Origin of the sequence: uncultured Pseudomonas sp. (genome assembly GCF_943846705.1) — a bacterium.
Lineage (GTDB): Bacteria > Pseudomonadota > Gammaproteobacteria > Pseudomonadales > Pseudomonadaceae > Aquipseudomonas.
Window position 1 is genome coordinate 1,370,698 of record NZ_OX044366.1, and the last position, 23,590, is coordinate 1,394,287.

Below are 23,590 nucleotides of genomic sequence, written 5' to 3' on the forward strand. Positions count from 1 at the left end.
CGGGCGGGGTGGGGCCAGGGTTGAGCTGTAGGATGGGTGAACATAGCGATACCCATGCGGTACGGGTGGCGCTGCTTATTGATGGGGTACGCCTGCGGCTAACCCATCCTACGGCTCAATGGCAGCTGCGGCCCAGAAAGCCGGCAGAAACACCTCGGCGACTAATACGCTCAGCGCGCCACGGCTGAAGCACGAACGGCGGGCCCACAAGTCTTCGCCGCGTACCTGTTCCGGCAGCCAGGCGGTCGGGTAGTGGCAGGCTTGTAAGGGGCCGCGGGCGAAGGCGCGGTCGCTGAACAGCAACTCGCCGAGTGAACGGCTGCCGAGCTGATCGAGGCCCAAGCCGGAATCTTCCAGCGCGCTGCGCGCCGCCACGCTGCGGGCGAACACCCACGGCTGCAGATGGCCGCGCAGGAACACTTCACGCACCCAGCCCTGGCTGCCTGTGGCGACATTCAGTGCGGCGCACTCATCATCGCGCAGGACCTGCCAGCCTTCGCTCAGCGGTAATACGCTGAAGTGCTTGGCTGACAGTTCGACCAGGCGCTGGGTGAGCGAGTCCTGGTTGACGAACAACCAGCCGTAAACGTCCGCCGCCGGAGGCGGTTGCAATTGGCTGGCGCTCAGCCAGCGCGGCGGATAAGCGAGGGGAGCGTCGGGCACGGTCGGCAAGTCACCAGAAATGAAAGCGCGCGAGTGTAACAAATGCCCGTGCGCATCCAGATGCCTGCCGGGCTGAATCTTAAGCCTTGAGTGCGCGTACCTATGCCCAGCCTTCAAGGCGCATGGTCGCGCGCACCAGGCGTTGCTCTTCCTCTTCAATTTCCTTGAGGTTGTCGCGAATGCTGTGGATGTGTTCGCGCGCCGCGCGCTGCGCCTGCTCCGGTAGGCGCTCGATTACTGCGTGGTAGAGCCGTGTGTGTTGGCGGTCGATCTGACGTTTCTGCAGCGGCCGGTGGTAGAGGTTGTTGACCGAGGCAAACACCGTGCTGAGCATCAAGTCGGTCAACGACTGCAGGGTGTGCAGCAGCACCGGATTGTGTGAGGCCTCGCAGATCGCCAGATGGAAGGCATGGTCGAGGCGCGCATGTTCGCGCGGGTCAACCGGTACGGTCTGGCTGTGGGCGGCGAGCATTTCTTCGTAACGCCGGGTGAGCAAGACGAAATCCGCGTCGGTGCCGCGCAAGGCGGCCAGGCGCGCCGATTCGGCTTCCAGCAGGGCGCGCACTTCCAGTAGGTCGAAGAGGGTGCGTGGCTGCGAGTTAAACAGGTGCATCAAGGGGCTGGCATCGCGCGGGCCGTTGAGGGTGGCGACGCGCGAGTCGCGACCCTGGGCGGTTTCGATGATGCCGCGCCCGCGCAGCACTTTTAAGCCTTCACGCAGGGCCGAGCGGGATATTCCCAGTTTCTCGCACAGGCGGCGCTCCGAAGGCAGCGCCTGACCGACCTTGAGCACGCCATCGACGATCAAGCGCTCGATCCGCTCGGCGACCACATCGCTGACCTGGCGACGTGTTTCGGGGGGGGCTTCGGGCATATTCGTACTCCGATCAGCTGGTAGGACCAATTTTAACGGGTTGCTCGTTAGGCCATCAGGAACAGGGGCTAATCCACAGGCCGTATGACGGCAGGCAGTATTGCACATAGTGTGCGATTTAAAGAACTGGTCATACCAGTGCTTGAGGCGATAGACGTTCGGCGTCTGAAGCACTACACATAGGCCATAACTAAGCAGGCCGGGTCGCTACCGGTGTTGCACAAAAACAACGTCACGCGAGAAAGCCTGCCATGAGTATTCTGTACGACGAGCGCGTTGATGGGGCATTGCCCACGGTCGATAAGCCAGCCCTGCTGGCTGCTCTGCGTGAGTTGCTTCCAGATATGGAAGTGCTGCACACCCAGGAAGACCTCAAGCCCTACGAGTGCGATGGGCTCTCCGCCTACACCACCACGCCCATGCTGGTGGTACTGCCTGAGCGCATTGAGCAAGTCGAGCGCCTGCTCAAACTCTGTTATCAGCGCAATGTTCCCGTGGTCGCACGCGGCGCCGGTACGGGCCTGTCGGGCGGTGCCTTACCTCTGACCCAAGGCGTGCTGCTGGTGATGGCGCGCTTCAAGCACATTCTTGAGGTCAACCCCGAAGGGCGTTTTGCGCGGGTTCAGCCCGGCGTACGCAACCTGGCCATCTCCCAGGCAGCGGCCCCTTACGACCTCTACTACGCCCCAGACCCGTCTTCGCAAATCGCCTGTTCGATCGGTGGCAACGTCGCCGAGAACGCTGGTGGTGTGCACTGCCTGAAATACGGCCTGACCGTGCACAACCTGCTCAAGGTGGACATCCTCACGGTTGAAGGCGAGCGCATGACCCTGGGCAGCGACGCCCTGGATTCACCGGGGTTCGACCTGCTCGCCTTGTTCACCGGTTCCGAAGGCATGCTTGGGATCATCACCGAAGTCACGGTCAAACTGCTGCCCAAGCCGCAGGTGGCGAAAGTGCTGCTCGCCAGCTTTGACTCGGTGGAGAAAGCCGGCCGTGCGGTGGGCGAAATCATCGCTGCCGGCATCATCCCCGGCGGCCTGGAGATGATGGACAACCTGGCGATTCGCGCCGCCGAAGACTTTATCCGCGCCGGCTACCCGGTTGAGGCCGAAGCGATTTTGTTGTGTGAACTGGACGGTGTCGAAGCCGACGTGCATGACGAATGCGCCCGCGTTGAAGCCGTACTGACCCAGGCCGGGGCGACCGAAGTGCGCCTGGCCCGTGATGAAGCCGAGCGCGTCAAGTTCTGGGCCGGGCGCAAGAATGCCTTCCCGGCGGTCGGGCGGATCTCGCCGGATTATTACTGCATGGACGGCACCATCCCGCGCCGTGAGCTGCCGGGGGTGCTCAAGGGCATCAGCGATTTGTCCGCAGAATTTGGCCTGCGCGTGGCCAACGTATTCCATGCCGGTGACGGCAACATGCACCCGCTGATCCTGTTTGATGCCAACCAGCCTGGCGAGTTGGAGCGCGCTGAGGCCTTGGGCGGCAAGATCCTCGAACTCTGCGTCAAGGTCGGTGGCAGCATCACCGGCGAGCACGGCGTGGGCCGCGAGAAGATCAACCAGATGTGCGCCCAGTTCAACAGTGACGAGCTGACCTTGTTCCATGCGGTGAAAGCGGCCTTCGATCCGAGTGGCCTGCTCAACCCCGGTAAGAACATTCCGACCCTGCACCGCTGCGCCGAATTCGGCTCCATGCACGTGCACCACGGCAAGCTGCCTTTCCCTGAACTGGAGCGTTTCTGATGGTTATGCGTCACGACTTCGATGCCAGTGCGGCGCTGCTGGAACAAGTCAATCACGCCCTCAACAGCGCCACTGCGCTGCGCATTCAGGGCGGCAACAGCAAGGCGTTTCTCGGTCGCAAGGTCGAGGGCGAAGTGCTCGATACCCGCGCACATCGCGGCATCGTTAGCTATGACCCAACCGAGCTGGTGATTACTGCGCGCGCCGGCACGCCGCTGGCTGAGCTGGAAGCGGTGCTGGGCGAGGCGGGGCAGATGCTCACCTGCGAGCCCGCGCAATACGCTGGCGCGGCGACCCTGGGCGGCATGGTGGCTGCCGGCTTGTCGGGCCCGCGCCGGCCGTGGTCCGGTGCGGTACGCGACCTGGTGCTGGGCACGCGCTTGATCACCGGCATGGGCAAGCACCTGCGCTTTGGTGGTGAGGTGATGAAGAACGTCGCCGGCTACGACCTCTCGCGCCTGCTCGCCGGCAGCTTCGGCTGCCTGGGGGTGATCACCGAGGTGTCGCTCAAGGTGCTGCCCAAGCCGCGCCAGTGCCTCAGCCTGCGCTTGGAAATGGATGCAGCTTTTGCCCTGCAAAAACTCGCCGAGTGGGGCCAGCAGCCGATTCCACTGAGCGCCGCCAGTCATGACGGCCGTGCCCTGCATCTGCGCCTGGAAGGTGGCGAAGGCTCGGTGGCAGCGGCCCGTGAGCGCCTCGGTGGGGAGCTGCTGGAGAGCGCTTACTGGGCGGGCCTGCGCGAGCAGCGCCTGGACTTCTTCGCGGATCCACGGCCGCTGTGGCGTTTGTCCGTGCCGAGCCACACCGGCGTGCTGGTGCTGCCCGGCGAACAGCTGATCGATTGGGGCGGCGCGCAGCGCTGGCTGAAATCCGATGCTGATGCCGCGTTGATTCGCCAAAGCGTTGCCGCAGTCGGAGGGCACGCCACCTGCTTCACCGCTGGCCACTGTGACAGCCCGTTCCAGCCGCTGGCCGCGCCGCTGCTGCGTTATCACCGCCAGCTGAAAACCCAGCTCGACCCCCAGGGCATCTTCAACCCTGGCCGTATGTATTCCGAGGTATAAGCCGTGCAGACCAACCTGAGTGAACACGCCAAAAGTCTGCCGCGCGCCGAGGAAGCCGAAAGCATCCTGCGCAGCTGCGTGCATTGCGGCTTCTGCAACGCCACCTGCCCGACCTATCAGCTGCTCGGCGACGAGCTGGATGGGCCGCGCGGGCGTATCTACCTGATCAAACAGGTGCTCGAAGGCAACGAAGTCACCGCCAAGACTCAGCTGCACCTGGACCGCTGCCTGACCTGCCGCAACTGTGAAACCACCTGCCCGTCGGGTGTGCAGTACCACAACCTGCTGGACATTGGCCGCGCCGTGGTCGATGCCGCCGTGCCGCGCCCGTTGACCCAGCGCTTGTTGCGCGAAAGCCTGCGCGCGGTGGTGCCGAATGCCACCCTGTTCAAAGGCCTGACCCAGGTCGGTCAGGTGTTCCGGCCGCTGTTGCCGGCCAGCCTCAAGGCCAAGTTGCCCCGTGCTGTGAGTGTCGCCAAGCCACGCCCCGAACCGCGTCATGTGCGCCGTGTGCTGATGCTCGAAGGCTGCGTGCAGCCTGGTTTGGCACCCAACACCAATGCCGCCACGGCGCGGGTGCTCGATCGCCTGAAGATCAGCGTCACGCCGATCCATGAGGCCGGGTGCTGCGGCGCGGTGGATTACCACCTCAACGCCCAAGAGCAAGGCTTGCAGCGTGCGCGGAAAAATATCGACGCCTGGTGGCCGGCCATCGAGCAAGGCGCTGAGGCCATCGTGCAAACCGCCAGCGGTTGCGGTGCCTTCGTCAAAGACTATGGCCACATGCTGGCGCAAGACCCGGCCTATGCCGAGAAGGCCAAGCGCGTCAGCGCCCTGGCCAAAGACCTGGTTGAGGTGCTCAGCGGCGAACCGCTGGAGCAGCTCGGTGTGCTCGCCGACAAGCGCCTGGCGTTCCATTGCCCCTGCACCTTGCAGCATGCACAGAAGCTTGGCGGCGCCGTTGAGGGCGTGCTCGGACGTCTCGGTTTTGGCCTCACGGCCGTGCCCGACAGCCACCTGTGCTGCGGCTCGGCGGGGACCTATTCGCTGACCCAGCCGGAGCTGTCCAAACAGCTGCGCGACAACAAAATGAATGCCCTGGAAAGCGGCAAGCCGGAGGTGATCGTCACCGCCAATATCGGTTGCCAAACCCACCTCGACGGCGCCGGCCGCACCCCTGTGCGGCACTGGATCGAAATCGTCGAAGAAGCCCTTAATTAATTGGAGAACACCATGCACAGCAAAGCCGTACTGAGCCAGACCGATGTCAGCCGCATGCTCGCCGCTGCTCGCAGCGAAGCCGAGAAAAACAACTGGGCAGTGACCATCAGCGTGGTGGATGACGGCGGCCACCCGCTGGCCCTGGAGCGACTCGACGGTTGCGCGCCGATTGGTGCCTACATTGCCAGCGAGAAAGCCCGCAGCGCCGCCCTCGGCCGCCGCGAAACCAAGGGTTTTGAGGAGATGGTCAATGGCGGGCGCACGGCATTTCTCTCCGCGCCGCTGGTGACCTCGCTGGAAGGCGGCGTGCCAGTCATCGTTGATGGCCAGGTCGTCGGCGCACTGGGCGTTTCCGGGGTCAAGGCTGAGCAAGATGCCCAAGTGGCCAAAGCCGGTATCGCCGCACTGAGCTGACGGGCTGTTGAGGCGGTCCCTGAGTGGCCGCGCGGGCGCCTAGCGCCGAACATGTAGTGATTTTAGGAGAGTGGAAAATGACCGATCGCGTGAACTGCCAGCGCCTGCAAGTGGCCGCCAATCTGCAACGTTTTGTCGACGAGGAAGTGCTGCCAGGTAGCGGCATCGAGCGCGAGGCATTCTGGGCCGGCTTCGATGCCCTGGTGCACGACCTTGCGCCGCTGAATCGAGCGTTGCTGGCCGAGCGCGATGCCCTGCAAGTCCAACTGGACACCTGGCACCGCGAGCACCCGGGTTCAATTAGTGACATGCCGGCCTACCGCGCCTTCCTTGAATCCATTGGCTACCTGCTGCCACAGCCGGACAGCGTGCAAGCCAGCACCGCTAACGTCGACAGCGAAATCGCCACTCAGGCCGGCCCGCAGCTGGTGGTGCCAGTGATGAACGCGCGCTACGCGCTGAATGCTGCCAACGCCCGTTGGGGGTCGCTGTATGACGCCCTGTATGGCACCGACGCCATCAGCGAAGACGGTGGTGCGCAGAAGGGCCCAGGTTACAACCAGGTACGCGGCGACAAGGTGATTGCCTTCGCCCGCGCCTTCCTCGATCAAACTGCGCCGTTGGCGACAGGCTCCCACGTTGATTCGACCCGCTATCAGGTGGTTGACGGCCAGCTGCAAGTGACCCTGAAAGATGGCAGACAAAGCGGCCTGGCTCAGGCTGACAAGTTTGTCGGCTACCAGGGCGAGGCCAACGCGCCGACCGCCGTGCTGCTGAAAAGCAACGGCCTGCACGTAGAAATTCAGATTGATGCCAGCAGCCAGATCGGTGCGACCGACGCGGCTGGGGTAAAAGACCTGCTGCTCGAGTCCGCGCTGTCGACCATCCTCGACTGTGAAGACTCGGTGGCGGCGGTCGATGCGGCCGACAAGGTGGTGATCTACCGCAACTGGCTCGGCCTGATGAAGGGCAACCTCAGCGAAGAGCTGGAGAAGGGCGGCAAGCGCATTGTCCGACGGCTTAACCCGGACCGCGCCTACACCGCCGCTGCCGGCGGCGAGTTGACGCTGCACGGTCGCTCACTGCTGTTCGTGCGTAACGTCGGCCACCTGATGAGCAACCCGGCGATCCTCGACGGCGAAGGCAATGAGATCCCCGAGGGCATTCTCGATGGCGTGATGACCAGCCTGTGCGCCTTGCACGACCTGCAGCGTCGCGGTAACTCGCGCACTGGCAGCGTCTACATCGTCAAGCCGAAGATGCACGGCCCGGCCGAAGTGGCCTTCGCCGACCAGCTGTTCGGCCGTATCGAAGACCTGCTCAAGCTGCCGCGGCATACCCTGAAAATGGGCATCATGGACGAGGAGCGCCGCACCAGTATCAACCTCAAGGCCTGCATCGCCGCCGCCGGCGCGCGGGTGGCCTTTATCAACACCGGCTTCCTCGACCGCACCGGCGACGAGATGCATACCGCCATGGAGGCCGGCGCCATGCTGCGCAAGGGCGACATGAAGAGCAGCGCCTGGATCCAGGCCTACGAGCGCAACAACGTGCTGGTGGGGCTGAGCTGCGGCCTGCGTGGTCGTGCGCAGATCGGCAAGGGCATGTGGGCCATGCCGGACCTGATGGCCGCCATGCTTGAGCAGAAAATTGGCCACCCCAAGGCCGGTGCCAACACCGCCTGGGTGCCGTCGCCGACCGCTGCGACCCTGCACGCCATGCACTACCACCAGGTGGACGTGCAGGCCGTGCAGCGTGAGTTGGAGGCCATCAACTTGGCCAGCCAGCGTGACGAACTGCTTAACGGTTTGCTCAGCGTGCCCGTGGCGGCCGAGCGTAACTGGAGCGCCAGCCAGATTCAGGAAGAGTTGGACAACAACTGCCAGGGCATCCTCGGCTATGTGGTGCGCTGGGTTGAGCAGGGCGTAGGGTGCTCCAAGGTCCCGGACATCCACAACGTCGGCTTGATGGAAGACCGCGCGACCCTGCGTATCTCCAGCCAGCACATTGCCAACTGGCTGCACCACGGGGTGATCAGTGAGGCCCAGGTGCGGGAGTCGCTGGAGCGCATGGCCAAGGTGGTTGATCAGCAGAACGCCGGTGATAGCGCCTACCGGCCGATGGCGGCGGATTACGCGAGGTCAGCTGCCTTCCAGGCCGCCAGTGATCTGGTGTTCAAGGGGCGCGAGCAGCCGAGCGGCTACACCGAACCATTGCTGCATGCCTGGCGTCTGCGCTTCAAGCAGCAGGAGGGCTAACCCGACCCGATTTATAAAAACGCCCCGTCAGGCTTGCCTGCCGGGGCGCTTGAGCATTGGTGCCGGCCGGGGCAACAGCCCGGTCCGTCATCCAAGGATCTGCGCAGGTGTTGTTGAGGGTTTCTCGGCGGCCTGACAGGTCCCTATGCGTGGCACCGGGCATCCCCCGGAACACTGTGGTTCACAATAACAAATAGGAACCTACTCATGAGTCAAACACTGCTGTCGATACTGGCCTTCGTGCCGCTGGTACTGGCGGGTGTACTGCTGATCGGCTTTCGCTGGCCAGCCAAGTACGCCATGCCGGTGGTCTTCCTGCTCACCGCGATCATTGGTCTGACGGCCTGGGATATGTCCTTTAATCGGGTGCTGGCGTCCAGCCTGCAAGGCCTGATTCTTACCGCCGCGATCCTCTGGATCATCTTCGGCGCGATCCTGCTGCTTAATACCCTCAAGCATTCGGGTGGCATCGCTGCCATCCGCCGCGGCTTCGCCACCATCACCCCGGACCGTCGGGTCCAGGCGCTGATCGTGGCGTGGCTGTTCGGTTGCTTTATCGAAGGTGCCTCGGGCTTTGGTACGCCTGCCGCCGTGGCGGCGCCGCTGTTGGTGGCCCTGGGCTTCCCGGCGCTGGCTGCAGTGGTACTGGGCATGATGGTGCAATCCACGCCGGTGTCCTTCGGCGCCGTGGGTACGCCGATTCTGGTCGGGGTGGCCGGTGGCCTGGACCAGGCGGGCATGAGTGCCCAACTGGCCGCGCTGGGCAGTAGCTGGGAGGTGTTCTTCCACCTGATCTTCTCGCGCGTGGCGATTACCCACGGCCTGATCGGCATCCTGATGCCACTGATCATGCTGTCGATCATGACGCGCTTCTTCGGCAAGAATCAGTCCTGGAAAGAAGGCCTGGAAATGGCCCCGTTTGCCATTTTCACCGGCTTGGCGTTCGTCATCCCTTACATCGCCGCTGGGGTATTCCTCGGGCCTGAGTTCCCGTCGATGATAGGTGCGATGGTGGGCTTGGCGATTGTCATCCCGGCGGCCAAGGCGGGCTTCCTGCTGCCTAAGACCGCTTGGGACTTTGCGCCGGCCAGCGAGTGGCCAGCCGAGTGGATGGGCAAGATCGAGATGAAGCTCGAAGACATCGCCGGTAAAACGCCGATCTCGGTGCGCATGGCCTGGGCTCCTTATGTGCTGCTGGCGATTTTCCTGGTGGCGTCGCGGGTCTTCCCTGAGCTGAAGGCGGCCCTGCTGTCGGTCAGCTTCGGCTGGATCGACATCCTCGGTGAAACCGGTATCTCCGGCAAACTCGAGCCGCTGTACCTGCCGGGCGGCATTCTGTGCATGGTGGTGCTGGTCACCGCGTTGCTGCACCGCATGCGCTTGTCCGAACTGGGCGCTGCTGTGCATGAGTCGAGCCGTACCCTGCTGGGCGCGGGTTTCGTGCTGATCTTCACCATCCCAATGGTGCGGATCCTGATCAACTCCGGGGTCAACGGTGCTGATCTGGTGTCGATGCCGGTGGCCATGGCGCAACTGGTGGCCGACAGCGTAGGCGGGGTTTATCCGTTCTTCGCCCCGGCAGTGGGTGCTCTGGGTGCCTTTATCGCCGGTTCCAACACCGTGTCTAACCTGATGCTGTCGCAGTTCCAGTTCAACGCGGCAGGCCTGCTCGGGTTGTCCGGGGCGATGATGGTGGCCGCGCAGTCGGTGGGTGCGGCGGCGGGTAACATGATTGCCATTCACAACGTGGTAGCGGCTTCGGCCACTGTCGGTCTGCTCGGTCGCGAAGGGATCACCCTGCGCAAGACCATCCTGCCGACCCTCTACTACCTCGTGGCAGCCGGTAGCATCACCATGATTGCCATGTACGGCATGGGGATAGCCGATCCGCTGATGCAAGCGGCGGGTTAATCGCCCACTCGTCTGCCCGCCACCCGGCGGGCAGACGCCTATGTTGATTGGCCGCCCGCAAGGCGGCCTTTCTCGTCTTGCGGCTTGGCGCACCTGCCCATATACGGTAGTTTCCCCGCGCAATAGCTGTGTGATCCCCTGAGGTAGTTATGAAAAAGTGGCAATGTGTGGTCTGTGGGCTGGTTTACGACGAGAGCCAGGGCTGGCCTGATGAAGGCATCGCCGCCGGTACGCCATGGCAGGATGTGCCGGAAGACTGGCTGTGCCCTGACTGCGGCGTGGGTAAGCTGGATTTCGAAATGATCGAAATCGGCTAAGCCATTGTTGCCGATCGACGGCGCTCGCAATGGCCGCCCGCGAGCTCGCAAAATTGGCCGCAGGTTAGGCGCTCAGGCTGTGAAAAGCGGCGACCTATGGGTCGCCGTTTTGCTGCGCTCAGACACATACTGAGCGCCTCGGGCGGGTTAACAAGTGGCGAGGTGGTTATGCGCAAGTGGCAGTGTGTGGTGTGCGGTTTTATTTATGACGAGGCCCTCGGCTTGCCCGAGGAAGGCCTCGCCCCTGGCACCGCCTGGGAAGACATTCCCGCCGACTGGCTGTGCCCCGATTGCGGCGTCGGCAAGCAGGATTTCGAGATGATCGAAATCGCCTGAGAGCCTGTTGATGATCTGCTGCACGTCGCTCCTGCGGCGTTAAAAACAGGCTTGCAGGTCTCTAGCTGGCGAGATCACGAGCAGATTCTTATCTACGCGTCCTGAAATTTATTAGCGCCGCCGTTCTGCGCGGCCAGTGTGAGGAAAGCAATATGAGTGCACCTGTCGTCATCGTCGGCACCGGCCTGGCCGGCTACAACCTGGCCCGTGAATTTCGCAAGCTCGACAGCGAAACTCCGCTGCTGCTGATCAGCGCTGACGACGGTCGCTCGTATTCCAAGCCGATGCTGTCCACCGGCTTTGCCAAAAACAAGGATGCCGATGGCCTGAGCATGGCCGAACCCGGCGCCATGGCCGAGCAACTCAAGGCGGAAGTCCGCACCCATACCCGCATCAGCGGCATCGATCCCGCTCATCAGCAGCTGTGGATCGGTGAAGAGGCCGTCGCCTATCGCGACCTCGTGCTGGCCTGCGGCGCGGAGGTTATTCGCGTACCCGTGCAGGGTGATGCTGGCGATGCAATCTTCTCGATCAATGACCTAGAGGATTACGCGCGCTTTCGCGCGGCCGCCGCCGGTAAGCAACGGGTATTGTTGCTCGGCGTTGGCCTGATCGGTTGTGAGTTTGCCAATGACCTGAGCCTCGGCGGTTATCAGGTTGAGTTGGTGGCACCCTGCGAGCAGCTGATGCCTGGCTTGCTGCATCCGGCCGCTGCCGCCGCTGTGCAGGCGGGTCTGGAAGGTCTGGGCGCGCGGTTTCACCTCGGTCCGGTGTTGGCCAGCCTGAATCACCAGGGCGATGCACTGCAAGCACGTCTGTCTGACGGCACGCTGATTGAGTGCGACCTGGTGCTCTCGGCGGTGGGGTTGCGCCCGCGCATCGACTTGGCGGCGGCTGCCGGCCTGGCGGTTAATCGCGGGGTGGTGGTCGATCGCCAGCTGCGTACTACCCACACCAATATCTACGCCCTGGGCGACTGCGCCGAGGTGGATGGCATCAACCTGCTCTATGTCATGCCGCTGATGACCTGCGCCCGTGCCTTGGCGCAAACCCTGGCCGGCAACCCCACTGCGGTGAGCTACGGCCCCATGCCGGTGACGGTAAAAACCCCGGTCTGCCCATTGGTGGTGTCGCCGCCTCCGCGCGGGCTGCAGGGCGAATGGAGCGTTGCAGGCAGTGGCGCTGACATCAAGGCGCTGTGCCACGACAGCAGCGGCGCGCTGCTCGGCTACGCGCTCACCGGTACGGCCGTGCAAGATAAACTGGCTTTGAATAAGCAGCTGCCGGCGCTGCTGGCCTGAATGACGGCTGTTCTGTCGGATATGCCGCAAATTTGCCCGGTTTAACTGTCTGACAAGACTGGCGCAGGGCCCAATGCCATGCCATTCTCCCTCAGCCTGCCGCAGCCTAGAGCTGTTGCGGTGCCTTGGTATCTGCTCACGCAGAGCAGCCCGGACACAACAACAAAAAACCGTAAAGAGGCATTTATGCGTAAACCGGAACTCGCCGCCGCCATCGCCGATAAGGCGGATCTGACTAAAGATCAGGCAAACCGTGTACTTAACGCCGTACTCGAAGAAATCACCAACGCCCTGAACCGTAAGGACAGCGTTACCTTGGTGGGCTTCGGTACTTTCGTACAACGCCACCGCGGTGCTCGCACCGGTAAAAACCCGCAAACCGGTCAGCCGGTACAGATTAAGGCCAGCAACACTGTCGCCTTTAAGCCAGGTAAATCCCTGAAAGACGCGGTTAACTGAGTCCTCAGACCCGGGGCCTTTGGCTCCGGGCGGCTGCGCACCGGCCTGCGTGTTCACGCCCTTCTTCCGGCCGGATGTAGTCCTCGCGACAACCCGCTACAATGCGCCGCCTTTTCCTTCCCCTTTGCGAGGCCTCGCGCATGAAATTCCGTTTTCTTCTGTGGATGCTGGGCCGCTTGATGGCCAAGGCCAGTCGTGAAAACCCGGCGTTCCAACAGCAGCTTGTTGACCGCGATATGACCTTCCAATTGCACACCCTGGACGGCAAGGTGGCGCGCCACTTCATCGTCAAAGACCAGCGCATCAGCAGTAAGCGTGGCCCGGCCAATGCGCCCGCATTCGCCCTCGGCTTCAAGGACGCGGCTTATGGTTTCGCCACCATGAGCGCGAAGAACAAGCAGCTGGCGTTTATGCAGGGCATTCAAAACAAGGACATCCAGATTCAGGGCAACCCGGCGCTGGTGATCTGGTTCCAGGGCCTGACCAAATACCTGATGCCGAAGAACAAAAGCGCCTCGAAAAAAGCCGCCTGACTTCGTAGCCGTGCGCGTCGGCGCTGGTCGCCGCGTACGCCTTTCGCTAGGCTGGTCGTTGCCATAGTGAGAGTTTGCCCATGCGTCTGCCGCTGATTGCCTTGCTGTTGTCGTCTTCCCTTGCCTACGCTGCGCCGTCTAAAGTCGAAGCCTTGGCGCCAGTCTTCAAACTGGCCGGTATTCGTTTGCTTTGCGAACAGACTGCGCCGCTGGTTCAGCGCGGCCTGCCGGATAAACAGCAAGCGCAGTTGGCCAAGGTGTTTTCCGCCGATAGCCTGTGCCTGGATTTGGCCAAGCGCCTGGCCGGCCAGCTCAAGCAAACGCAGTTGCAGCAGGCTCAGCGCCTGTTGGAAAGCCCGTTGGCGCAGGGCTTTACCGCTGCCGAGCGGGCTGTCGGTGAGGACGGCGCAGAAGCGCTGGCGGCCTATCGCCAGCAGCTGCGCGAGCGTCCACCGCGTGAAGAGCGTTTGGCCTTGGTGCGGCGCCTGGATGCGGCCGCACACACCACTGCGCTGGCTACCCTGCTGCGTTATGAGGTCGGTAAAACCCAGGCGTTCCTGGCCTTGCAGGCCCGTGGCGAAAGCATCGACGAGGCAGCCCTGAGCCGCCAGACCCAGGCACAGGAAGCCGCGTTGCGCGTCTCCAGTGCCGAGGCGGTGGAGTCCTTTATGTTCTACGCCTACCGGCAGATGCCCAGCGCACAGTTGGCTGAGTATGCGGCGTTATATGAGCAGCCAGCAGTCACCCAGCTACTCGATAGCAGCGTGCGGTTACTGCCAGAGTTGTTTGCGGCGCGGCGTGCGCAGCTGAAGCAATAACCGGCAGCACAAAGCCAAAAGGGGCCCTTAGGCCCCTTTTTTATGCGGCGAACTCAGTGCGCCGGATGGAATTGCGCAGCCAGTTCGCGCAGCGCGACCTCGGCGGCGAGGACCTTGCTCACCGCTTCCTCGGCCTTGTCACGGCTGATGCCGAGGTTGTCGAACAGGCTTTGCGGAATCTCGCTCTGTGGCCCTGCACCGATGCCGCGGTTGCGCAGCAGGCTAACCGACAGGCACACCAGGTTTGGATAGGCGGCATGTACGCCGTTGTACTCGGCGTCGTGCTGGAAGCGCAGGGCGCTGAGCAGTTCTTCCGGCATATCCCAGTAGCGCATCAACCAGGCACCGATTTGCTCGCGGGTAATACCCAGCAGATGCTGCTCGATATAGCTGGAGGGCAGGTGTGGGTTGACCTCCAGGTGTCGGCAGATCAGCGAGAAGTGCGGCGGGAACACATGCGCCAGCACCAGGTAGCCGAAGTTATGCAGCAGGCCAGCGAGGTAGCTCAGGCCGGCTTCCGGGCGCTGCGCGCGCGGAATGGCGCGGGTCAGGCCTTCGATCACCGCCGCGCTGTAAATCGCTTGTTGCCAATACGGCGTGGCGTGTTGCGGGTTGTCCTTGGGCAGGCTCAGGGTTTTACCCAGAGCCAGGCCCAGCGCCAGGTTGATCACCAGATCGAAGCCCAGCACGCGAACGATGGCATCTTCCACCGAGCGGATCTTGCCCGGCGCGGCGTAGTAGGGTGAAGCGGCCCAGCTGACCACCTGAGCGGCCAGGGCAGGGTCGGTTTCGACCACGCCGGTCATGTCATCGACCGTTGCGTCGGGGTCGACGCGCAGCTTGATGATCTTCTGTGCGGTTTCCGGTAGCGGTGGAATCTCGATGGTTTCTTCCAGGCGTTGCTGGATGCGTCGGGCGGTAAAGGCCTGCACCGCTTGAGTGATTTCCGCGCGGTCGTCATCCGGGCGGTCGAGGTTCAGGCGGATATTGCTCAGGGGTTCACCGAAGCGTGCGGCACTGGCCTTGCTCAGCAGGCTCTTGAATGCCTCGCTGCTCAGCTCCAGCAGTACGCCGCGCTGGCCGGACTCGATATACAGGCTGGGTACCTGCAGCAGGCGCTCGTCATACAGGCACGGCGAGCTGGTCAGTGGTGGTAAGCCGGGCAGCATTTTCAGGTTGTGCTTGCTGAGCATGCGCTCCAGGCGATCCGGTTTAACCGCCACCAGCTGACGCCCGGTAAGCTCAGTGAGGCGGTTAAGGTCGAGCAACTGGTCCTGCGGGAAAAGTACCAGCAGCGCGCCCACGGCATCATCCAGCAACACCGCTTGCAGGCGTTGCGCGGCCGGTAAACCGGGCAGGTCACGGCAGACTTGGTAGGCCAGACCGAGCTTGTCCAGCATTTGCAAAATCACCGCTGGCGGGCGCGGAGCAGTGTCGGGGGCAAGGGCGAGCTCAGTCATGGCGGTATCCGGCAAAGGCAGCAATGTTTTGAGTATAAACAGCGTGCTGGCGAAAATGCGCGCTAGCTGACAGTTGTGTTGTGTACTGGCTCACACTTGACCGTACTGCTGGCCATGCCGTAACCAGCGCTCAAGCAGCGGGCTGACATGTTGCGGCCAGTGATCCAGGAGTGCCTGGGCCGCGTCGCGGACGGCGGGCAGCAGGTCAGCATCGCGCATCAGGTCGGCCACCTTGAATTGCAGCAGGCCGGTCTGGCGGGTGCCGAGCATCTCGCCGGGGCCGCGCAGTTCCAGGTCTTTTTCGGCGATAACGAAGCCATCGCAAGTCTCGCGCATGATGGCCAGGCGCTGGCGACCCAATTGCGACAGCGGCGCGTGATAGAGCAGCAGGCAATGGCTGGCGGCGCTGCCGCGGCCGACTCGTCCGCGTAACTGGTGGAGCTGGGCCAGGCCCAGGCGCTCAGGGTTCTCGATGATCATCAGGCTGGCGTTGGGCACATCGACGCCCACCTCGATCACCGTGGTGGCAACCAGTAATTGCAGTTGGCCCTGCTTGAACTGCTCCATCACTGCGGCTTTTTCCGCGGGTTTCATGCGCCCGTGGATCAATCCGACATTCAGCCCGCCGAGTGCAGCGCTGAGGTCGACGAAGGTGGTTTCGGCGGCCTGACAGGTCAGCTCTTCGGATTCCTCGATCAGCGTGCACACCCAGTAAGCCTGACGGCCCTCGTTGCAGGCCAGGCGCACGCGCTCGACCACTTCCAGGCGGCGACTGTCGGCGATTACCAGGGTGTTGACCGGGGTACGGCCGGGCGGCAGCTCATCGAGGATGGAGGTGTCGAGGTCGGCGTAGGCACTCATCGCCAGGGTTCGGGGGATTGGCGTGGCGGTCATGATCAGCTGGTGTGGGCACATGCGTCCGCCAATGCCTTTCTGCCGCAAGGCCAGGCGTTGCTGCACACCGAAGCGGTGCTGTTCGTCGATGATCACTAGGGCGAGCTTCTGAAAGCGTACCTCGTCTTGAAACAGCGCATGGGTGCCAACCACCATGGGCGCACCGCTGGCGATCTGTTCCAGGGCACTGGCGCGAGCCTTGCCTTTGAGCTTGCCAGCCAGCCAGGCGACCTCCAGGCCCAGCGGGGCCAGCCATTTGCTGAAGTTGATAAAGTGTTGCTCGGCGAGAATCTCGGTGGGGGCCATCAACGCCACCTGATAACCGGCTTCCAGCGCTTGTAGCGCGGCAAAGGCGGCAACCACGGTCTTGCCGGCACCCACATCGCCCTGCACCAGGCGCAGCATGGGTTCGCTCTGGCTGAGGTCGTAGGCGATTTCCGCGCCGACCCGTTGTTGTGCGCCGGTGGGGGTAAAGCCCAGGTTGGCCAGGTACTGCTGCGGCAGGCTTTTCGCCAGTGGCAACGCTGGCGCCTGCTGTGCGCGCACGCTCTCGCGCAGGCGTTGCAACGACAGCTGGTGGGTCAGCAGTTCTTCGAAGGCCAGGCGGTGTTGGGCCCAGTGGCGGCCTTCGGCGAGCTCTTCGAGATCAGCGTCTGGCGGTGGTCGATGCAGGTAGCGGATCGCCTGATCCAGCGGGCTGAGCTGGTAATCGTCGGCCAGCTCGCGCGGTAGCCAGTCCGGCAGGCTGTGTGGGCCCAGGCGCGCCAGGGCTTGCTCACTGAGCTGGCGCAGGCGTTGCTGGGTCAGGCCCTCGGTGGTCGGGTAAATCGGCGTCAGCGTCTGCTCGACCGCGATTGGCTCGCTACCGGAGAGGGCGCGGTATTCCGGGTGATAGATTTCCAGGCCGGAAGAGCCGGGGCGTACTTCGCCATAGCAGCGCACCTGGGTGCCGCGTTTCAGGCCTTCCTTCTGCGCCTGGCTGAAGTGATAGAAGCGCAGGCTGAGGGTGCCGCTGCCGTCCTGCAGGCGCACCAGCAAACTGCGGCGGCGGCCCATAACCACGTCGGCACCGGCGACTATGCCTTCAACTACGGCATCCTGGCCGGGGCGCAGCGCACCAATCGGTACGATGCGGGTGCGATCCTGATAGCGCAGCGGCAGGTGGAACAGCACATCCTGCAAGGTTTCCAGGCCGACCTTGGCAAGTTTTTCGGCCAGCGCTGCGCCCACGCCTTTCAGCGCGGTGACAGAGACGGCAGCCAGTTCGGACATGCCCTGGCCTTAGTCGTGCTTGGGCAGCGGACGCGCCACCGAGCACAGGCGGATCGAGTCGGTCAGCACTTCAATGGCGTTTGGCCGCGGGAAGCTGGCGCGCCAGGCGATGGCCACGGTGCGGAACGGCGTTGGCGCACTGAGTGGGCGCACTTCGATCACGCCGGGGGCGTAATGGTGGCTGTCGACGGCGGAGAACGGCAGGATCGACACCCCCAGGCCAGAGGCGACCATATGGCGGATGGTTTCCAGCGAGCTGGACTCCACCGTGGTGTGTTTGGCGCTGTCTTCGCCGCCTTTACGCAGCGTCGGGCAGGCTTCCAGTACCTGATCACGGAAGCAGTGGCCTTCGCCAAGCAGCAGCAGGCTTTTGTCATTCAACAGCTTGCTGTCGATGGTTTTCATCGCCGCCCACGGGTGGCCAAACGGCAGCAGGGCGTAGAACGGCTCGTCGTACAGCGGCTTGGTCAGCACATCGGCTTCATGGAACGGCAGGGCGATGATGATCGCGTCCAGTTCACCGTTGCGCAGCTTGTCGCGCAGCACATGGGTGAAGTTTTCCTCGATATACAGCGGCATGTCCGGGGCGACCCGGTGCAGCTGCGGGATTAGATGTGGGAACAGGTAAGGCCCGACGGTGTAAATTGCACCGATTTTCAGCGGCGCGGCCATCTGGTTCTTGCCGGCCTGGGCCAGTTCACGGATGCCCTGGGCCTGCTCCAGGACCTTTTGCGCCTGGGTGACGATGCCTTCACCGACGGGCGTCAGGCGCACGGCGCTCTTGCTGCGCTCGAAGATCAGCACGCCGAGTTCATCTTCGAGCTTTTTCACCCCCACCGACAGCGTTGGCTGGCTGACATGGCAGCGCTCAGCGGCGCGGCCGAAGTGCTGTTCCTGAGCGAGGGTGACTATGTAGCGCAGTTCAGTGAGGGTCATAGTCTTTATCCATTAAGTTGGGCCCAAGCATAGCGGCTGTATTCAATGGAACCAACAGTTGATGCCGTCCAGGGGCGCAGGCTGAAGGCGGAGAGCAGTTTTGGCGATTGGCTACTTATTAATGTCGCTTTGTGAACAGAAAATAATTAGTTACTAATCAGTTGTGCGCATAGAATTGCGAGCATACTTGGCGGGCGACCCAGGCCGGGCTTTCGCACTCGCCATAAAAAAATAAACAGGCCGTTCCTTTTACCCAAGGAGTACCGGCATGCCTGATGCGGTAACGACCATGTCCCATAACTGGGCTTTTGCTGTGTTCCTGCTTGGAGTCTGCGGGCTCATCGCCTTTATGCTTGGGCTGTCCAGCCTGCTGGGGAGCAAAGCCTGGGGCCGCAGCAAGAACGAGCCCTTTGAGTCCGGCATGTTGCCCGTCGGCAGCGCGCGTCTGCGCCTGTCAGCCAAATTCTATCTGGTCGCGATGCTCTTCGTGATCTTCGACGTTGAAGCCCTCTTTCTCTTCGCTTGGGCAGTCTCGGTACGCGAAAGCGGCTGGGCTGGGCTGATCGAAGCTACAGTCTTTATAGCAATTCTGTTGGCAGGTCTTGTCTACCTTTGGCGGGTCGGGGCGCTCGATTGGGCACCTCAGGGTCGTCGTGAGCGGCAGGCGAAGCTAAAACAATGAGGCTTTGGCGATGCAATACAAACTTACCCGGATCGATCCGGATGCGCCTAACGAGCGCTATCCGGTCGGCGAGCGGGAGACGGTTTCCGATCCGCTGCTAGACGATCAAGTCCACAAGAACATCTACATGGGCAAGCTCTCGGATGTTCTTAATGGCGCAGTGAACTGGGGGCGCAAGAACTCCCTGTGGCCGTATAACTTCGGCCTGTCCTGCTGCTATGTGGAAATGACCACCGCCTTTACCGCGCCGCACGATGTGGCACGGTTTGGTGCGGAGGTAATCCGCGCCTCCCCACGCCAGGCAGACTTCATGGTCATCGCCGGTACCTGCTTTATCAAAATGGCCCCGGTCATCCAGCGTCTGTACGAACAGATGCTGGAGCCTAAGTGGGTGATCTCGATGGGTTCGTGCGCCAACTCCGGCGGCATGTATGACATCTATTCCGTGGTCCAGGGCGTCGATAAGTTCTTGCCGGTCGACGTCTATATCCCTGGCTGCCCACCGCGTCCTGAGGCATTCCTGCAAGGCTTGATGCTGCTGCAGGAATCGATCGCCCAGGAGCGTCGCCCGTTGTCCTGGGTGGTTGGTGATCAAGGGGTTTACCGCGCCGACATGCCTTCGCAGAAAGAGCAACGCCGCGAAGAGCGCATCGCTGTAACCAACCTGCGCAGCCCCGACGAAGTGTGAGCCTGGGCTCGCTTGAGCCCGCCTACTGACGCCGTTGACCTAAGCGATCGAGACCATGACTGCACAGAGCACTCTGTCCATACCGCCTTACAAAGCTGACGACCAAGACGTGGTCGTCGAACTGAATTCCCATTTCGGCGCTGACGCCTTTACCGTGCAGAGCACCCGTACCGGCATGGCGGTGCTGTGGGTGGCGCGCGAGCGCTTGGTCGAGGTGCTGACCTTTCTGCGTAACCTGCCGCGCCCCTACGTCATGCTGTATGACTTGCATGGCGTCGATGAGCGCCTGCGCACTCAACGGCGTGGCTTGCCCGGTGCGGATTTCACCGTGTTCTACCACCTGATGTCGCTGGAACGTAACAGCGACATCATGATTAAGGTGGCGCTCAATGAGCGTGACCTGAACCTGCCCAGCGTTACTAGCATCTGGCCCAATGCCAACTGGTACGAGCGTGAAGTGTGGGACTTGTACGGCATTCACTTCAGCGGTCATCCGCACCTGACCCGGATCATGATGCCGCCGACCTGGGAAGGGCATCCGCTGCGCAAGGATTACCCGGCGCGCGCCACTGAATTCGACCCGTTTAGCCTGACCCTGGCCAAACAGCAGTTGGAAGAAGAGTCGGCACGCTTCAAGCCGGAAGACTGGGGCATGAAGCGCGGCGGCGAGCATGAGGACTATATGTTCCTCAACCTTGGCCCCAACCACCCTTCGGCCCACGGTGCGTTCCGCATCATCCTGCAGCTGGATGGTGAAGAGATCGTCGATTGCGTGCCGGAGATCGGTTACCACCACCGTGGTGCCGAGAAGATGGCCGAACGGCAGAGCTGGCACAGCTTTATCCCCTACACCGACCGCATCGATTACCTCGGTGGGGTGATGAATAACCTGCCGTATGTGCTGGCCGTGGAAAAGCTCGCCGGCATTACCGTGCCGCAGAAGGTCGACGTGATCCGTATCATGCTGGCCGAGTTCTTCCGCATCACCAGCCATCTGCTGTTCCTCGGCACTTACATCCAGGACGTCGGCGCGATGACCCCGGTGTTCTTCACCTTCACTGACCGTCAGCGCGCCTACAAGGTGATCGAGGCCATCACCGGTTTCCGTTTGCACCCGGCCTGGTACCGTATTGGCGGCGTCGCCCATGACCTGCCGCGCGGCTGGGACAAACTGGTCAAAGAGTTTGTCGACTGGCTGCCCAAACGCCTCGACGAGTACGAAAAGGCCGCGCTGAAGAACAGCATTCTCAAGGCGCGGACCATCGGCGTGGCGCAGTACAACACCCAAGAAGCGTTGGAGTGGGGCACCACGGGTGCCGGTTTGCGTGCCACCGGTTGTGATTTCGACCTGCGCAAGGCGCGGCCGTATTCCGGCTACGAGAACTTCGAGTTCGAAGTGCCGTTGGCGGTCAATGGCGATGCCTACGACCGTTGTATGGTGCGCGTGGAGGAGATGCGCCAGAGCATCAAGATCATCGACCAATGCCTGCGCAACATGCCGGAAGGGCCGTACAAGGCCGACCACCCGCTGACCACGCCGCCGCCGAAAGAGCGCACGTTGCAGCACATTGAAACCCTGATCACCCACTTTCTGCAGGTGTCGTGGGGCCCGGTAATGCCGGCCAACGAGTCGTTCCAGATGATCGAAGCGACCAAGGGTATCAACAGCTATTACCTGACCAGCGATGGCAGCACCATGAGCTACCGCACGCGCATCCGCACGCCGAGCTTCCCGCACCTGCAGCAAATCCCCTCGGTGATTCGCGGCAGCATGGTCGCTGACCTGATCGCCTACCTGGGCAGTATCGACTTCGTTATGGCTGACGTGGACCGTTGATGATGAGCAGACTTATCCAGACTGACCGTTTTGCCCTGAGCGACGCCGAGCGTTCGGCCATCGAGCATGAAATGCATCACTACGAAGACCCGCGTGCGGCGTCGATCGAAGCGCTGAAAATCGTGCAGAAGGCCCGTGGCTGGGTGCCGGACGGTGCCGCCGACGCCATTGGTGAGGTGCTCGGCATCCCCGCCAGCGACGTCGAAGGCGTTGCCACCTTCTATAGCCAAATTTTCCGTCAGCCGGTGGGGCGCCACATCATTCGCGTGTGCGACAGCATGACCTGCTTCATCGGCGGCCATGAGTCGGTGGTCGAGAGCATTCAGCAGCAGCTGGGCATCGGCCTCGGCCAAACCAGCGCCGACGGCCGCTTTACTCTGCTGCCAGTGTGCTGCCTGGGCAACTGTGACAAGGCCCCGGCGCTGATGATCGACGACGACACCTTTGGTGATGTCAGCCCCGGCAGCGTTAGCCAACTGTTGGAGGCTTATTCATGAGCGGAACTAACGCCAAGCGCCTGACCTCCATCGGTCCAGCCAACAGCATCGCCCGCAGCGAAGAGACCCATCCACTGACCTGGCGTCTACGTGATGACGGTCAGCCGGTGTGGTTGGAGGAATACCAGCAGAAGAACGGTTACGCCGCTGCGCGCAAGGCCCTGAGCGAAATGGCTCAGGCCGATATCGTGCAAACGGTGAAAGACTCCGGCCTCAAGGGCCGTGGCGGCGCGGGCTTTCCCACCGGGGTGAAGTGGGGGCTGATGCCAGCGGATGAGTCGATGAACATCCGCTACCTGCTGTGCAACGCCGATGAAATGGAGCCCAACACCTGGAAAGACCGCATGCTCATGGAGCAGCTGCCGCACCTATTGGTGGAAGGCATGCTGATCTCGGCACGGGCGCTCAAGGCCTATCGCGGCTACATCTTCCTGCGTGGCGAATACGTTGATGCGGCGACCAACCTCAATCGCGCTATCGCAGAGGCCAAAGCCGCTGGCCTGCTCGGCCAGAACATCCTCGGCAGCGGTTTCGATTTCGAGCTGATCGTGCACACCGGTGCCGGTCGCTATATCTGCGGTGAAGAAACCGCGCTGATCAATTCGCTGGAAGGCCGTCGCGCCAATCCACGCGCCAAGCCACCGTTCCCGGCTGCAGTTGGCGTGTGGGGTAAACCGACCTGCGTGAATAACGTCGAGACTCTGTGCAACGTGCCGGCGATCATCGGCAATGGCGTGGACTGGTACAAGACCCTGGCCCGCCCCGGCAGTGAAGACCACGGCACCAAACTGATGGGCTTCTCTGGCAAGGTGAAGAACCCGGGTTTGTGGGAGCTGCCGTTCGGTATTTCCGCCCGCGAACTGTTCGAGGACTACGCCGGCGGCATGCGTGACGGTTTCACCCTGAAATGCTGGCAACCCGGCGGCGCCGGCACCGGTTTCCTGCTGCCCGAGGACCTGGAGGCCTCGATGTATGCCGGGGGTATTGCCAAGGTCGGCACGCGCATGGGCACTGGCCTGGCGTTGGCGGTCGATCACACGGTCAACATGGTCTCGCTGCTGCGCAATATGGAAGAGTTCTTTTCCCGAGAATCCTGCGGCTGGTGTACGCCGTGTCGCGACGGCCTGCCGTGGAGCGTGAAGATTCTCCGCGCCCTGGAGCGCGGCCAAGGTACTCAGCAGGACATCGACACCCTGCTGGGTTTGGTTAACTTTCTCGGCCCTGGCAAAACCTTTTGCGCCCATGCACCGGGCGCGGTCGAGCCGCTGGGCAGTGCGATCAAGTATTTCCGCTCGGAGTTCGAGGCTGGCGTGTCCAGCTCGGCGGCTCCAGCAGCGACGGGGCAATTCGTCCCCGCATAAGAAACTGGCGTTAGGGCGGCCACTGACCTGGCCCCGTGACACA

The 23,590-nt window shown here is 62.6% G+C and carries 22 protein-coding genes; 17 read left to right on the plus strand and 5 right to left on the minus strand.

Going from position 1 to position 23,590, the window contains the following annotated elements; genetic code table 11:
* Positions 1–108: 108 nt before the first annotated feature.
* The gene (locus tag Q0V31_RS06555; RefSeq protein ID WP_298185885.1) at positions 109–663 is read right to left on the minus strand and encodes a chorismate lyase; all 555 of its coding nucleotides are present in this window, start codon (positions 661–663) and stop codon (positions 109–111) included.
* A gap of 100 nt (positions 664–763) precedes the next feature.
* A complete protein-coding gene (gene glcC / locus Q0V31_RS06560) occupies positions 764–1,537 on the minus strand; it encodes a transcriptional regulator GlcC (RefSeq protein ID WP_298185887.1) in 774 nt (257 codons plus the stop codon).
* A gap of 251 nt (positions 1,538–1,788) precedes the next feature.
* On the opposite strand from glcC, the gene glcD reads away from it, so the two are divergent.
* From glcD to Q0V31_RS06620, 12 genes are all read left to right on the plus strand, one after another.
* Complete coding sequence (glcD, locus tag Q0V31_RS06565; protein ID WP_298185889.1) at positions 1,789–3,288, plus strand: glycolate oxidase subunit GlcD; 1,500 nt, start codon at positions 1,789–1,791, stop codon at positions 3,286–3,288.
* 5 nt (positions 3,289–3,293) lie between these two features.
* Positions 3,294–4,352 (plus strand): glycolate oxidase subunit GlcE, encoded by a 1,059-nt coding sequence (gene glcE / locus Q0V31_RS06570; protein ID WP_298190938.1) that lies wholly within the window; start codon positions 3,294–3,296, stop codon positions 4,350–4,352.
* A gap of 3 nt (positions 4,353–4,355) precedes the next feature.
* On the plus strand, positions 4,356–5,573 hold the full coding sequence (gene glcF, locus Q0V31_RS06575) for a glycolate oxidase subunit GlcF (protein ID WP_298185891.1): 1,218 nt from the start codon (positions 4,356–4,358) through the stop codon (positions 5,571–5,573).
* Positions 5,574–5,585: 12 nt separating this feature from the next.
* Positions 5,586–5,987 carry a heme-binding protein gene (locus tag Q0V31_RS06580; RefSeq protein ID WP_298185894.1) on the plus strand — a complete coding sequence of 134 codons (402 nt, stop codon included), beginning with the start codon at positions 5,586–5,588 and terminating at the stop codon, positions 5,985–5,987.
* A gap of 77 nt (positions 5,988–6,064) precedes the next feature.
* The gene (locus Q0V31_RS06585; protein ID WP_298185896.1) at positions 6,065–8,245 is read left to right on the plus strand and encodes a malate synthase G; all 2,181 of its coding nucleotides are present in this window, start codon (positions 6,065–6,067) and stop codon (positions 8,243–8,245) included.
* Positions 8,246–8,452: 207 nt separating this feature from the next.
* On the plus strand, positions 8,453–10,156 hold the full coding sequence (locus tag Q0V31_RS06590) for an L-lactate permease (protein ID WP_298185899.1): 1,704 nt from the start codon (positions 8,453–8,455) through the stop codon (positions 10,154–10,156).
* A gap of 149 nt (positions 10,157–10,305) precedes the next feature.
* Positions 10,306–10,473 (plus strand): rubredoxin, encoded by a 168-nt coding sequence (locus Q0V31_RS06595; protein ID WP_090447328.1) that lies wholly within the window; start codon positions 10,306–10,308, stop codon positions 10,471–10,473.
* A 168-nt stretch (positions 10,474–10,641) separates the two neighbouring features.
* Positions 10,642–10,809 (plus strand): rubredoxin, encoded by a 168-nt coding sequence (locus tag Q0V31_RS06600; protein ID WP_298185905.1) that lies wholly within the window; start codon positions 10,642–10,644, stop codon positions 10,807–10,809.
* A 152-nt stretch (positions 10,810–10,961) separates the two neighbouring features.
* The gene (locus tag Q0V31_RS06605; protein WP_298185907.1) at positions 10,962–12,110 is read left to right on the plus strand and encodes an FAD-dependent oxidoreductase; all 1,149 of its coding nucleotides are present in this window, start codon (positions 10,962–10,964) and stop codon (positions 12,108–12,110) included.
* Between the two features lie 186 nt (positions 12,111–12,296).
* Entirely contained in the window at positions 12,297–12,569 is a 273-nt protein-coding gene (locus tag Q0V31_RS06610) for an HU family DNA-binding protein (protein WP_298185909.1), read from the plus strand.
* A 140-nt stretch (positions 12,570–12,709) separates the two neighbouring features.
* On the plus strand, positions 12,710–13,102 hold the full coding sequence (locus Q0V31_RS06615) for a helicase (protein WP_298185912.1): 393 nt from the start codon (positions 12,710–12,712) through the stop codon (positions 13,100–13,102).
* An 80-nt stretch (positions 13,103–13,182) separates the two neighbouring features.
* Positions 13,183–13,920 (plus strand): hypothetical protein, encoded by a 738-nt coding sequence (locus Q0V31_RS06620; protein WP_298185914.1) that lies wholly within the window; start codon positions 13,183–13,185, stop codon positions 13,918–13,920.
* Positions 13,921–13,973: 53 nt separating this feature from the next.
* On the opposite strand, the gene Q0V31_RS06625 is transcribed toward Q0V31_RS06620, so the two are convergent.
* From Q0V31_RS06625 to Q0V31_RS06635, 3 genes are all read right to left on the minus strand, one after another.
* The gene (locus tag Q0V31_RS06625) at positions 13,974–15,380 is read right to left on the minus strand and encodes an aminoacyl-tRNA deacylase and HDOD domain-containing protein (protein WP_298185916.1); all 1,407 of its coding nucleotides are present in this window, start codon (positions 15,378–15,380) and stop codon (positions 13,974–13,976) included.
* Positions 15,381–15,470: 90 nt separating this feature from the next.
* Positions 15,471–17,546, minus strand: a complete 2,076-nt coding sequence (gene recG, locus Q0V31_RS06630) for an ATP-dependent DNA helicase RecG (protein ID WP_298185919.1) — start codon at positions 17,544–17,546, stop codon at positions 15,471–15,473.
* Between the two features lie 9 nt (positions 17,547–17,555).
* Complete coding sequence (locus tag Q0V31_RS06635) at positions 17,556–18,482, minus strand: hydrogen peroxide-inducible genes activator (RefSeq protein ID WP_298185921.1); 927 nt, start codon at positions 18,480–18,482, stop codon at positions 17,556–17,558.
* Between the two features lie 268 nt (positions 18,483–18,750).
* Here Q0V31_RS06635 and Q0V31_RS06640 point away from each other — a divergent pair, with 268 nt between their 5' ends.
* From Q0V31_RS06640 to nuoF, 5 genes are read left to right on the plus strand one after another with little or no spacing between them, the layout of a single operon-like run.
* Positions 18,751–19,164 (plus strand): NADH-quinone oxidoreductase subunit A, encoded by a 414-nt coding sequence (locus Q0V31_RS06640; protein WP_298185924.1) that lies wholly within the window; start codon positions 18,751–18,753, stop codon positions 19,162–19,164.
* Between the two features lie 10 nt (positions 19,165–19,174).
* The gene (locus tag Q0V31_RS06645) at positions 19,175–19,852 is read left to right on the plus strand and encodes an NADH-quinone oxidoreductase subunit B (RefSeq protein WP_298185926.1); all 678 of its coding nucleotides are present in this window, start codon (positions 19,175–19,177) and stop codon (positions 19,850–19,852) included.
* Positions 19,853–19,907: 55 nt separating this feature from the next.
* Positions 19,908–21,689 (plus strand): NADH-quinone oxidoreductase subunit C/D, encoded by a 1,782-nt coding sequence (gene nuoC, locus Q0V31_RS06650; RefSeq protein WP_298185928.1) that lies wholly within the window; start codon positions 19,908–19,910, stop codon positions 21,687–21,689.
* The gene (gene nuoE / locus Q0V31_RS06655) at positions 21,686–22,186 is read left to right on the plus strand and encodes an NADH-quinone oxidoreductase subunit NuoE (protein ID WP_298185930.1); all 501 of its coding nucleotides are present in this window, start codon (positions 21,686–21,688) and stop codon (positions 22,184–22,186) included. Before nuoC ends, nuoE begins: the two co-directional genes overlap by 4 nt.
* The gene (gene nuoF, locus Q0V31_RS06660) at positions 22,183–23,547 is read left to right on the plus strand and encodes an NADH-quinone oxidoreductase subunit NuoF (RefSeq protein WP_298185933.1); all 1,365 of its coding nucleotides are present in this window, start codon (positions 22,183–22,185) and stop codon (positions 23,545–23,547) included. Before nuoE ends, nuoF begins: the two co-directional genes overlap by 4 nt.
* Positions 23,548–23,590 lie beyond the last annotated feature (43 nt).